This window comes from Paracoccus kondratievae, assembly GCF_009301415.1.
Classification (GTDB): domain Bacteria; phylum Pseudomonadota; class Alphaproteobacteria; order Rhodobacterales; family Rhodobacteraceae; genus Paracoccus; species Paracoccus kondratievae.
Genome location: NZ_CP045073.1, coordinates 1379666 through 1392043, shown reverse-complemented (window position 1 = coordinate 1392043; position 12378 = coordinate 1379666). Strand labels below are relative to the sequence as shown.

Here is a 12378-nt window from a genome sequence, read left to right as displayed (position 1 = left end):
GGGACGACTTCGCCCGCAAAACGGGCGAAGATTCAGCTTTAACATTTGGAAATAACTGCCTGAGAAAGCGGGTTAAAGAGCCTCGAACGCTGCCTTTTGCCGGTCGGTCCAAAGCAGGCGCAGGCGCACACCGTCCTCGGTCATCTCTTCAGAGGTAACCACACCCTGACCATGCAACCAGGCGCGGCGGCGACCGTCAGAGTGGGACAGAAGCCGCTCTGCCTCGCGGCGTGGTTCGTCCAGCGCCTCGGCCAGTTTGGCCTCGATGGCAGACAGCAGCGCGGGGATACCCTCTCCGGTCAGGGCCGAGATCGCCTGCACATCCTGCTTGCGTGCATCGGTATTCTGCAAAGCCTGCCGGATGTCGGGCGACAGCGCGTCAATCTTGTTCCAGACCTCGATCAGCGGCACGTCATCCTCAACCCCAAGCGAATCAAGGATTTCGCCGACATCGGCTGCCTGTTCCTCGGTCTCGGAATGACTGATGTCGCGAACATGCAGAATCAGGTCAGCCGCCAACACCTCTTCCAGCGTAGCGCGGAAGGCGGCGACCAGCTCATGTGGCAGGTCCGAAATGAAACCCACCGTATCGGACAGAATCACCCTTCGCTCGCCCGGCAGTGTCAGTTGACGCATGGTCGGGTCGAGCGTGGCAAAAAGCTGGTCCCTGGCCACAACCTCGGCCCCGGTCAGGCGATTGAAAAGCGTGGATTTACCGGCGTTTGTGTACCCAACCAGCGCCACGATTGGATAGGGCACCTTGGCGCGGGCCTTGCGATGCAGCTCGCGCGTTTTGACCACGCGCGACAATTGCCGACGCAGGCGGACCACCTGCTCGTCAATGGCGCGACGGTCAGCCTCGATCTGCGTTTCACCCGGCCCGCCGACAAAACCCAATCCGCCGCGTTGACGTTCAAGGTGGGTCCATGCACGGACAAGCCGGGTGCGCTGATAGGCCAGCGCCGCCAGTTCGACCTGCAAGACCCCCTCGCGCGTACGGGCGCGGTCGGCAAAGATTTCAAGAATCAGCCCGGTGCGGTCAAGAATCTTGACCCCCCATTCCTTTTCCAGGTTGCGCTGCTGAACCGGGGTCACCGGTCCGTCAATCAGCACAAGCTCGGCCCCTTCGCCATCGGCTACGGCCTGCAGATGCGCGCCGATCTCTTCGCGCTTCCCCTTGGAAAACAGCATCCCCGGATCAGGTTTGCGCAGCCGCGCCACCTCGGCCCCCGTCACCTCAATGGCGGGCAGCGCATGGGCAAGGGCGACCGCCTCCTCCAGCGCCAGTTCGGGGGCGCGGCGGGTGCGGGCATTGCCCAGATCAGGATGGATGACATAGGCCCGGGTGGGCCGCTCACGGGTTTCCGATGGCTCGGCCAATCAGTCCTCGCCCTCATAGAGGCTGATCGGCTGCCCCGGCATGATGGTCGAGATGGCGTGCTTGTAAACCAGTTGCGATTGTCCATCGCGGCGCAAAAGTACGCAGAAATTGTCAAACCAGGTGATCACGCCCTGAAGTTTGACCCCATTGATGAGAAAGATCGTGACCGGAACCTTGCCCTTGCGCACATGGTTCAGGAAAGCGTCCTGGAGGTTCTGTTTGTCGCCGGCCATTCGGGGCACCTTGTTCTTATCGCTGGTTTTCAAGACTTAGGGGAGCAGGCGGCGGCTTGCAAGCATGTGATCTGCGTTAACGCCGCCAGTAATCAGGCGAGAAGAGCGCAAGGATGGCCAAAGTCTCGACCCGTCCGACGACCATCGCACCGGCAAGCACCGCTTTGGTAAAACCGGGCAGACCAGCCCAGCCTGCCCATGGCGCGCCTGCCATGCCGGCTGATCCCTGAAATGTCGGCGTCAGCGGAATCGCACCGGCAAGCTGTCCGGTATTGGTCAGCGACGCGATGGAAAGAATCGTCGCGCTGTCAAACTCGATGCGCTGCAACGAAATCAGCATGATCGTGACCGCAATCGAACTGGCAAACAGCATGAAGAAAATGAAAGCGAGATAGGCCCCCTCGCGCCGCAGCCGCCGCGCCATCAGCCCGCCGCCCCCGACAGAACTGGGGTGGATGATGCGGTCAAGCTCGCGCTCGCTGTGACGGGCCAGCGCATAGACCCGCAGCAGCTTGACCCCGCCCGCGGCGGTGGCCACGCCTCCGCCCATCATCGCAAGGCCCGCCAGCATCAACCCCGGAGAGCTGAGACCTGACCAGCTGCGCGCGCCCTCCCACTCGACCGAGTTCCAGCCGGTGGTGGTCAGATAGCTGAGACCATTGAACACCCCGCCCCAGGCCGCCGAAATCGCACTATCGAGCGTATCGACGATTCCCTTCGCGCCGGTCGGCGAGACGCCGACAGCCCCGGCGAAATGGCGCACGAACAGCGCAAGCGACACCAAAAGCACCACACCTGCCGCCATGCGCAATTCGGGGTCGTCGTTCCAGCTTTCACTGGCCTTAAGCTCTCCTCCGCCGGGCCAGAACCGCCGCGACAGCGCCGGAATCAGGAAAAGAAAGATCACGACCTCGCCGGTGATACCGCTGCCCTGTCCAGCAGGACCCGAGACCGGGCTGATGCCGCTGGTCGACAGCGTCCCCATCGCCCGGGTCAGCGCCACCAGCCCCGGCTCACCCAGCATCAGAAGCAGCATCCACATCAGCAGCGTCAGCCCAGCATAGACCGGCAGCACTGCCCGCCCCGCCCGCATCGCCCGCTGCACCGGATCGGAAAGTTCGGTCTGATAGGCTGGATGCGACAACGGCGTAAGAATCAGCGGCTCATTGCCCGAGCGCGGCAGATGTTCGAACCGTTCGCTGCGCCCGTAGGGAGAGGTCATGATCTCAAACCCGCCGACCCGCAGGGGGGCAAGCAGCGCAATCGCCGCGACCAGCATGAACAGCCCACCCAGCCAGCCAACCAATGACCGCCACAGATGCAGCGGCGCCGGCAGCAGGTCGGGCGCGTAAAGCGAAGCGCCCGTCGTGGTAATGCAGGAGACCATCTCCCACCAGGCGTTGAAAAAGCCGGTGTCGGGCAATGACAGGGCAAAGGGCACAGCCAGCATCGCGGGCAGGCCCGCCATCGTCCCCAGCATGACCAAAAGCACGCTGCTGGCGCGTGTCCCCTGGGCACGATCAGCGGTTGCCAGCCCCAGCATGGCGGCCAACAACAGAAACAGCCCCGCCGCGCCAAGGAAGATCGAGCCGATCTTGTGCTGGTCCAGCGCATGGGCGTAAAGTCCGGGCAGGACCATGGCCAGCGCCCCGATACCCCCCAGGATCACGATCAGCGGCAGGCGCAGCAGCAGCGTCATCGCCCCGCCTCAGAAATAATCAATCGAGACCTGCAACAGGCGCTCGACTTCGGGAATGTCAGAGGCAAGGGCAAAGATCACCACGATATCGCCCTCTTCGATGCGCAGATCCCCGGTCGGCTTGATCACGCGTTCACCCTTGCGGACAGCGCCAAGCAGCGCGCCGCCAGGAAAGTCGATATCGCGCAGGGCCCGCCCGGCGATGGGCGAGGTCGAAAGTACCTGAGCTTCAATCACCTCGGCCTCGGCATCGCCGATCGAGTAGATATCGCGCACCCGTCCGTGCCGCACATGGCGCAGAATGGTCGAAACCGTGCTGGCCCGCGGGTTGATGAAGGCGTCGATGTCCAGAGGCTCCATCAGCGGCATCAGCGTCGGGTCGTTGACAAGCGAGATCGCCAGCTTTGCCCCCGCCTGCTTGGCACGCACCGCGGCAAGGATGTTGGTCTTATCGTCATCCGTGATGGCAAGAACCGCATCGGCGCGTGGTACCGCCGCCTCTTCCAGCAGTTCGGCCGACAGCCCGTCGCCGTTCAGAACGATGGTACGGTTCAGCGCGTCCGCCGCATCCTCGGCCCGGGCGCGGCTGCGCTCGATCAGCTTGACACGGATACGTTCGGGCCGCGCCTCCAGCGCCTGGGCCACGGCAAGGCCCACGTTGCCCGCCCCGATGATGACCACGCTTTCCTGTTTGGCCATCGGCTTGCCAAAGATTTCCAGCGTACGCGGCACATCGACGGCATGGGTAAAGACATATACCTGATCGCCCTCGAACAGCTGATCGCCCGGCTCGGGGGCAAACAGCTTGCCGCCCCGCCGTACCCCGGCCACGATGTCGCTAAGGCTGGTGAACATGTCGTTCAACTGGCGCAGAGGCGTGTTCAGCACCGGACTGTCCGCCTCCAGCAAAATGCCAAGCAGGTGCAGCTGCCCGTCCAGAAAGGTCTCGGCATCAAAGGTCGAAGGGGCGGAAAGGCGCTGGATCGCCGCCCGCGCCACCTCGCGCTCGGGGCTGATCACCACGTCGATCGGCAGGTGATCGGTGCGGTAGAGATCCGAGTAAATCGCGTCGAGATAGGCCGAGCTGCGCAGCCGCGCGATCTTGCGCGGCACCTGAAAGACGGAATGCGCGACCTGACAGGTGACCATGTTCACCTCGTCCGAATGGGTCGCGGCAATGATCAGATCGGCATCGCGCGCACCGGCGCGGTCCAGCACATCGGGATGGCTGGCAAAGCCTGTCACACCCTGCACATCCAGCGCATCGGTGGCGCGCCGGATCAGTTCGGCATTGGTGTCGATGACGGTGACATCGTTCCGCTCGCCCGAAAGGTGGCGGGCGATATGCCAACCGACCTGACCTGCCCCGCAGATGATGATCTTCATACCGGCTCCAATTCAACCCTTGGTAAGGCGCGATCCTAACGCGCCGGAATGGTAACGGATACAGGGAAACGCCCCGCAGAGCCACGGCATCCGACAGACATGGCTAATCGCGCGGCAGCCGGGCCACAAGCCCGCGCCGCAACGCGCCCAGGCGATCACCTCGGGGGTGTTACTTGCCGACCAGCTCTTCTTCGACGCGCACGCCACCGACAACGCCCAGCGACTTGAGCTTGCGATGCAGGGCCGAACGCTCCATGCCCACAAACTGCGCCGTCCGGCTGATATTGCCGCCAAAACGGTTGATCTGGGCCAGCAGATACTCCCGCTCGAACAGCTCGCGTGCTTCGCGCAGGGCAAGGCTGGTAATCTGCGGCCCCAGAGCCAGCACCTCGGCGCCGCTTGCGCTGCCGGTCTGGCCTTCCAGCTCGGACGGCTGGATTGGCCCGGTGCCGTCGCCAAGGATCAGCACCCGCTCGATCACATTGCGCAACTGGCGAATGTTGCCCGGCCAGTTCATTGCCTGCAAAGCGGCGGCGGTCTCTTCGGGCAGTTCGCGCTGGGGCAGACCCTGACTGGCGTGGAACTGCTCAATGAACGACTCGGCCAGCAGCGGGATATCATCGCGCCGCTCGGCTAGCGATGGAACCGCAACCGGCACGACGTTCAGCCGGTCATAAAGCTCTTGCCGGAACCGGCCGGCAGCGATTTCGGCCGCAAGGTCGCGGTTGGTCGACGAGATCACCCGCAGATCCACCCGCACCTTGTCCGTGCCGCCAGCACGCTGAAACTGCTGCTCGGTCAGCACGCGCAGGATCTTGGGTTGGGTGCCAAGGGGCATATCCGCCACCTCGTCGAAATAGATCACCCCGCCATGGGCCTGTTCCAGAAGCCCCGGTTCGATCCCCCGTTCGGGGGTCTCGCGGCCAAAGAGCACTTCTTCCATATGCTCGGGCTCAATGGTGGCGCAGGGCACGGTGATAAAAGGCTCACGCGCCCGCGGGCTTTGGGCGTGAACATAGCGCGCGGCGGTTTCCTTGCCGACGCCCGGCTCACCGGTCAGCATGACCCGGCCGTTCGACTTCGCGACCTTGTCCAACTGTTCGCGCAGCCGCCGGAAGGGGGCAGAGTTGCCCAGCATCTCGGCGCCCCGTGCCTCACCCCGCCGCAGTGTCGCATTCTCGCGGCGCAGGCGCGCCGTCTCCATCGCGCGGCGGATCACCACCAGAAGCTGGTCGATGTTGAAGGGCTTTTCGATAAAGTCATAGGCGCCCTGTTTGATCGCCGCGACCGCGATCTCGATATTGCCATGGCCCGAGATGATGACGACCGGCACGTCAGGGTTGTTGCGCTTGACCTGCTTGAGAATGTCGATCCCGTCCATCTTGCTGTCCTTCAGCCAGATGTCGAGGATCATCAGCGCCGGTTCAGCCGTGTTCAGTTCGGCCACCGCCTGATCAGAATTGGCGGCGAGACGGGTCGAAAAGCCCTCGTCGCGCAGGATATCGGAAATCAGTTCACGGATGTCCCGTTCGTCATCGACAATCAGAATATCGCTCATTTCATTGCTTCCTGCTCGTGTTTCTGGCGGCGCGCGGACAGGCGCACTGGCTGGCGTTCGCGCGGCAATCGTATTTCGGCCATGGCTCCCCGCCCTTCGGGCGCGTCGGTCAGCACAAGGCGGCCGCCGTGCTCTTCGACAATCTTTTTAACGATGGGCAGGCCAAGGCCTGTGCCGCCAGGTTTCATGGTGACATAAGGTTCAAAAAGCCGGGTCCGATCCTCGGGCAGGCCGGGGCCGTTGTCGATGATGCGGATGGTTACGGCATCGGGGGCAGCGGTCATAGTGACCTGAACCTGCGGCTCCCATCCTTCGGGCGGAGAGGCGCGCAATTCGTCCAGCGCCTCGCCCGCATTCTTTAACAGGTTGGTAAAGACCTGCCGCATCATCCCGGCATCGGCATCGACAATCACCGGCTCATCAGGAATATCCGAGATCAGCGCGCCTTGCAGCGCATCGCGCTGCATCAGTTCGGTGTCGCGCAACAGCTTGGTGATATCGGTTTCCTTACGGTCGGGTTCCGGCATGCGGGCAAAGCGGCTGAACTCGTCCACGATCCGGCGCAGGTCGTTGGTCTGGCGGATGATGACTTCGGTATATTGCTCCAGCGCCTCGCGCTCATCCCCGGCAATCGGGCCGAACTTGCGCTTCAGCCGCTCGGCCGAAAGCTGAATCGGCGTCAGCGGGTTCTTGATTTCATGCGCGACGCGACGGGCAACATCGCCCCAGGCTGCCATGCGCTGCGCCGAGACAAGATCGGTCACATCATCCAGCGCGACCACGTAACCTTCCAGTCCGCCCGCTGCACCGCGCCGGATCGCCATGCGCACCAGCAGGCTTTCCACCCGCCCCTCACGGGACAGGCGAATCTCGTCCTGCACCGATTCATTGACCGAATGCTCCAGCCGATCAAACAGCGGCGAAAATTCAGGCACCGCTTCGGACAACAGCCGGTCATGCGCTGTTACCGGATCCAGCCCCAGCAACCTCGTGGCCGAGCGGTTGAGAAAGTCGATCTCACCCGCAGCATCCAGCCCGATCACCCCGGCGGTAACCGAAGACAGCACGGAATCAAACAGCCGGCGCTGATCATCCACCGCGCGATAGCTTTCGACCAGCTCTTCATGCTGCAACTTAAGCTGGCGCGTCATGTGGTTGAAACTTTCGCCAAGGGTCTGGATCTCGTCCCCGGTGTCGGGGGTGGGGATCTGCAGGTCCAGATTGCCCTTACCCACCTGTTCTGAAGCCTCGGCCAGCCGGCCGATGGGGCGCGACAGGCGATCTGCAAACCACAGGCCCAGCCACATAGCTGCCGCCACCAGCAGCAGCGCAAAGCCCAGATAAAGCAGCGAAAATTCAAGCAGGACCCGACCCCGCTCCTGCTCAAGCCGCTGGTAATCGCCGACGGTCTGGCGCGTATCGTCCAGCAGCCCCAGCAGGCTGCCATCAACATCGCGGGTGACATAAAGATAGCGGTCCGGCAGCGGGGTCAGCGGCACAAGGGCACGGAATTCGTTGTTTTGCCAATCCTCGATCAGCACCAGCCCCCGAGTCGCCGCCTCGTCGAACTGGGCAGGGCTCGGCTGTTCGTACCAGAACTGATAGCTGCGGTCGCCGCGCGCACGGATCGTGCCGCGGCCATCGACGATATAAGCCTCGCGCAAGCCGCGCTGGATCTGGCTTTGGTAATCGGTCAGCAACAGGCGCAGGTCGCCTTCCTCAAGCATCGGGTTCTGCCGCGCCGCCTGCGTCAGTGCACCGGCAAGCAGCCGCGCGTCATTGGTCAGGTCGCGGCGATGCTCTTCCTGATAGGCCTCGGCGGCGGCAAGCGAGCTTGAGACCACCTGCTGAACGCGATTCGAAAACCAGCCCTCAAGGCCGATGTTCACCGTCAGGCCGGCGAAAAGCGCGACCAGAACGGTCGGCACCAGCGCGATGGTGGCAAAAACGCCGACCAGCCGCATGTGCAGGCGCGACCCGGCGGCCGATTTGCGCCGCGCCGCCACGATCTGCACCATACGCGCCACAACAAGGCCGATGAGCACGATCAGGTAAAGAAGGTCGGCAAGCAGCACCAGCCGCAACGCCGCCCCGCCCGAGCTGGCATTGTCAAAGGGGCCCATCACCGCAAAGGTCAGACCAGCCAGCACCGGCCCCAGCAGGACAAGCCCAAGCGTCGCCGCATTGCGATACCAGCGCAGACGTCGCAAACGCGCGACTCGTTCCCATGTACCCCTGGACAGCGTTCCCGCCACCTTGCCTGCCCTCACGGTTCCGCCGCCGTGCCGCGGCTGTTCTGTGGCCGTTCAGCGACTCTCGCAAGGCCATCTGTGGCTGTTTTACATCAGTTTGCGCCGCCGTGTCACCTCAATATTCAGGTCGGTCAATTTCTTGCGCAGAGTATTGCGATTGATGCCCAAAAGATCGGCACAACGCAGCTGATTTCCGCCAGTCGCATCCAAGGCAATCTCAAGCAAAGGCTTTTCGATCTCGCGCAGGATCCGGTCATAAAGGCCGGGCGGCGGCAGTTGATCGCCATGCAGATCAAAGTAGCGCTGCAAGTGCATTTCGACCGATTGGGCCAGCCGCATGTTCGCAGGCTCACCCAGCGGAACGGCAGCGGCGGCCGGGGCCGCGACCGGGGCGGGTGCTCCGTTACGGACAGCGGGTGCACCTGCCGGGGCGGGGGGGACGATTGGGCTGGATTCCGCCAATGCGGTATGGGCCTCAGCCTCGGATATCTCGGATCCGGCGGCAGTCAGCGCCAGCCGACGGGTCAGGTTTTCCAGCTCGCGCACGTTGCCGGGAAAGGGATAGGCGCGGATCAGGGCCGTCGCCCCTTCGGACAGGGTGCGATGTGGCAGACCCTGCGCCGCGGCGCGGGCAAGCAGGTGGCGCGCAAGTGGCGGGATGTCATCCACACGGGCGCGCAGCGGCGGCACGGTGATCGTGACCCCGGCAAGGCGGTAATACAGATCCGCCCGCAACCGCGCGGCTGCCACGTCCGCCTGCGGATCAGCGCCGGTGGTCGATACAAGGCGCGGCATGAGGTTGCGGCGCGGTCCGACCTCCCATGCCTCGATCATGCCGATCAGCCGGGCCTGAGCGGCGGTGTCGAACCCGGCCGGATCCTCGATCAACAGCGTACCGCCCTGGGCGCGGTCGGCGGCATTATGGATCGCCTCTTCGGACAGATCGGCCGAGGTCAGCACGACAAACCCCGCCTCGCGCCGGTCCGAAAGGTCATGGAATGAGCGCGCGACCACGGTCTTGCCCACCCCGGCCTCGCCCGCGATCATCACCGGCAGATCGGCGTTCAGAACCCGGGCTACCATGCGGAACAGGTTCTGCATGGCCGGAGCATGACCAATCAGCGGCAGGGCCGGATCGGCAACCGCCTCGGGCACAGGCGCGGCCGAGGGCGCTGGATCGGTTTTGCGCACCCGCCGCGACAGCGCCTGATTGGCCCGCGTCATCAGCTCGGGCAGGTCAAAGGGCTTTGGCAGGTAGTCAAAGGCGGCCGCCTCGGTCACACGAATGGCGGTGACGATGGTATTCTGGGCCGAGATCACGATCACCGGCAGGTCAGGCCGTGCCTTGTGGATCGCCGGGATCATGTCGATGCCATTGCCATCGGGCATCATCACATCGGTAATGACCAGATCTCCGCGGCCCTCCTCGACCCAGCGCAAAAGTTGCGACAGTGAGCCGGTGGCGTGGACCCGGCAGCCAGCACGGGTCAGGGCCTGGGTCAGGACCGTGCGGATGGTGCGGTCGTCGTCAGCGATCAGAACGGTGCCGTCCATGAAGAAACCTCAGGCTTTGGGCAATGAAATGCGAAAAACGGTGCGACCAGGCCGGGATTCCAGCGCAATCCACGCGCCATGGTCAGTAATGATCTTGGAAACAAGCGCGAGACCCAGCCCGGTGCCGTTCTCTCGCCCCGAAACAAAGGGCTCGAACACCGCGCCGATCAGCGACTCGGGGATGCCGGGACCGTCATCCTCGATCTCGATCTGCAGAGGCAGGCTGCGGCCCTGCGGCTCGGCCTCGGTCGGGGCGAGGCGCAGGGTGCCGTCGTAAAAGCTGCGCAGGCGGATGGTGGTGCCCTGCCCCGCCCTGCCAATCGCCTCGGCGGCATTCTTGACGAGGTTCAGGCAGACTTGCACCAGTTGATCGGAATCGACCAGCGCCGGCGGCAATGAGGGGTCGTAATCGGGTACGATCCGCAGCCCTCTGCCAAAGCCGACAGCAGCCGAGCGGCGCACACGTTCAAGCACGTCATGGATATTCACCGCCGCCAGGCGGGGGGCCGAGGTGTCGCCAAACCGCTCGACCTGATCCAGCAGTTCGACGATGCGGCGCGATTCCGCGACGATCAGATCGGCAAGGTCGCGATCCTCGGCCTCAAGGTTCATGCCGATGAGCTGCGCCGCGCCGCGAATACCTGCCAGCGGGTTCTTGATCTCATGGGCCAGCATCTCGGCCATGCCGATGGCCGAGCGGGCGGCAGACCGCGCCGCCTGCCCCTGCCCCAGCCGGCCACCCCCGTCGCTGGGGGCAAGCAGGATGACGGTTCCCCCTTCGGGGCTGGGGGCCTGCCCGGCGTGAACGGTGGCGACACGATCGGAATGCCCGCCCGAGCGGTCGCCGATCTCAAAGCGCACACCGGCGTGGTTCAGCGCCTCATGCCCTTCGCGCATTCGCTCAAGGATCGAGCCAAGCGAGGGCACGATGCGCAATCGTTTGAGCATCTCGGGCCCTTCCAGCGCATGGCCCAGGGATGAGCGGCACGAGATGTTCAGAAAGGCCTCGGCCAGGTCGTTCATCGCCGCGATCCGGCCCTGCGCATCCAGAATGATCGCTGGCAGGGGAAGCGCCGACCAGTTCGGCCCTACCTCTGCCGGAATGAAGCCGCCTGCGGTTTCCACCTCAAGGTCGGGCAGCATTTCGGACCGGACGCGGCTGGTCATGAGGGCACCTCGGTCGCCTGAGCGTTGGCATGGACCGCATCAACCAGCGCCACATCGGCATCGCCGAACCCGGCGCGGATTGCGGACATCGCCGCCTCGGGGGTCGGGGCGCGCAAAAGCTCGGCGCGGTTCGGGGCACCGTTCGCCTCGGCATACCAGCCCAGATGTTTGCGCGCGACGCGCAAGCCCAGCTCACGACCATAAAGCGACAGGATGTCATCGTAATGCTCGGCCACCGCCCCGGCCAGGGCAGCGCCTTTGGGAATGACCGGGGCGGGCGTACCCCACAGCTCATGCGCGATCTGCGCCAGCCGCCAGGGCGCCCCTTGTGCGCCACGACCGACCATGACCGCATTGGCCCCCGATTGGCGCAACGCCGCGCGGGCACTGGCCGCATCGACCACATCGCCATTGGCGACCAACGGCGGGCGATCAGGCAGGTTCGCCACGGCCCGGATCGCCGCCCAGTCGGCACTGCCGGTATAAAACTGCGCCCGGGTGCGGCCATGGACTGTCAGCATCCGGACCCCGGCCCCGCTGGCGCGGCGCGCCAGTTCCGGCGCGTTCAAACAGTCGCCATCCCAGCCCAGCCGCATCTTTAGCGTCACCGGCAGATCGGGCACGGCCGAGATCACCGCCTCGATCAGTCCCAGTGCATGATCAAGGTCGCGCATCAGCGCAGCACCCGACAGCCCGCCCGTGACCTTTTTCGCCGGGCAGCCCATGTTGATATCAATAATGCGTGCGCCCATGCCCGCGACTATGCGCGCCGTTTCGGCCATAGCGCCCGCCTCGCGCCCGGCAATCTGGACACTGACGGGCAACGCCCCCTCGGTCAGGGCCCTGGCGCGTACCGCCGCGCGGGTCGAGGGGCGCGGGGTCACCATCTCGGTCGAGGCGACCATTTCGCTGACCATCAGCCCCGCCCCGCCATGACGCGCCACCGCGCGACGAAAGGGCAGATCGGTGATGCCGGCCATCGGCGCAAGAAAGACCGGAGGGCCAAGCCGCACAGAGCCAAGGGTGATGGGTTCGGGCAATGTCATGGGAAAACTCGTATGCCACACTGCGGGAATGCGAAAGAATGCGGCGTCTGCCTGATTGGCAGGCGATGCCGCGATTAGGAATTTTGCCTGTTTTTGGTGCTT

Annotated in this window: 9 protein-coding genes; all 9 read right to left on the bottom strand. The window is 64.4% G+C overall.

Annotated features, from left to right (window positions below):
• Positions 1 to 72: 72 nt before the first annotated feature.
• Positions 73 to 1380, bottom strand: a complete 1308-nt coding sequence (gene hflX / locus F8A10_RS18185) for a GTPase HflX (RefSeq protein ID WP_152368086.1) — start codon at positions 1378 to 1380, stop codon at positions 73 to 75.
• Entirely contained in the window at positions 1381 to 1614 is a 234-nt protein-coding gene (gene hfq / locus F8A10_RS18180) for an RNA chaperone Hfq (protein WP_010394165.1), read from the bottom strand. It lies immediately after the preceding gene.
• A 76-nt stretch (positions 1615 to 1690) separates the two neighbouring features.
• On the bottom strand, positions 1691 to 3313 hold the full coding sequence (locus F8A10_RS18175) for a potassium transporter TrkG (protein WP_010394168.1): 1623 nt from the start codon (positions 3311 to 3313) through the stop codon (positions 1691 to 1693).
• 9 nt (positions 3314 to 3322) lie between these two features.
• Positions 3323 to 4699 (bottom strand): Trk system potassium transporter TrkA, encoded by a 1377-nt coding sequence (gene trkA / locus F8A10_RS18170; RefSeq protein ID WP_010394170.1) that lies wholly within the window; start codon positions 4697 to 4699, stop codon positions 3323 to 3325.
• A 169-nt stretch (positions 4700 to 4868) separates the two neighbouring features.
• Positions 4869 to 6257 carry a nitrogen assimilation response regulator NtrX gene (gene ntrX, locus F8A10_RS18165; protein WP_010394172.1) on the bottom strand — a complete coding sequence of 463 codons (1389 nt, stop codon included), beginning with the start codon at positions 6255 to 6257 and terminating at the stop codon, positions 4869 to 4871.
• Entirely contained in the window at positions 6254 to 8512 is a 2259-nt protein-coding gene (locus tag F8A10_RS18160; RefSeq protein ID WP_029371612.1) for a sensor histidine kinase NtrY-like, read from the bottom strand. Before F8A10_RS18160 ends, ntrX begins: the two co-directional genes overlap by 4 nt.
• Positions 8513 to 8596: 84 nt before the next feature.
• Positions 8597 to 10063, bottom strand: coding sequence for a response regulator (locus F8A10_RS18155; protein ID WP_152368085.1), 1467 nt, complete (start codon positions 10061 to 10063; stop codon positions 8597 to 8599).
• A 9-nt stretch (positions 10064 to 10072) separates the two neighbouring features.
• Positions 10073 to 11230, bottom strand: coding sequence for a two-component system sensor histidine kinase NtrB (locus F8A10_RS18150; RefSeq protein WP_010394179.1), 1158 nt, complete (start codon positions 11228 to 11230; stop codon positions 10073 to 10075).
• Positions 11227 to 12276 carry a tRNA dihydrouridine synthase DusB gene (gene dusB / locus F8A10_RS18145; protein WP_152368084.1) on the bottom strand — a complete coding sequence of 350 codons (1050 nt, stop codon included), beginning with the start codon at positions 12274 to 12276 and terminating at the stop codon, positions 11227 to 11229. Before dusB ends, F8A10_RS18150 begins: the two co-directional genes overlap by 4 nt.
• Between the last annotated feature and the right edge of the window lie 102 nt (positions 12277 to 12378).

Bases quoted from the DNA above. Each gene is read 5' to 3' on its own strand.
- hfq (WP_010394165.1), bottom strand. From the start codon at position 1,614: ATGGCCGGCGACAAACAGAACCTCCAGGACGCTTTCCTGAACCATGTG.
- F8A10_RS18175 (WP_010394168.1), bottom strand. From the start codon at position 3,313: ATGACGCTGCTGCTGCGCCTGCCGCTGATCGTGATCCTGGGGGGTATC.
- trkA (WP_010394170.1), bottom strand. From the start codon at position 4,699: ATGAAGATCATCATCTGCGGGGCAGGTCAGGTCGGTTGGCATATCGCC.
- ntrX (WP_010394172.1), bottom strand. From the start codon at position 6,257: ATGAGCGATATTCTGATTGTCGATGACGAACGGGACATCCGTGAACTG.
- F8A10_RS18155 (WP_152368085.1), bottom strand. From the start codon at position 10,063: ATGGACGGCACCGTTCTGATCGCTGACGACGACCGCACCATCCGCACG.
- F8A10_RS18150 (WP_010394179.1), bottom strand. From the start codon at position 11,230: ATGACCAGCCGCGTCCGGTCCGAAATGCTGCCCGACCTTGAGGTGGAA.
- dusB (WP_152368084.1), bottom strand. From the start codon at position 12,276: ATGACATTGCCCGAACCCATCACCCTTGGCTCTGTGCGGCTTGGCCCT.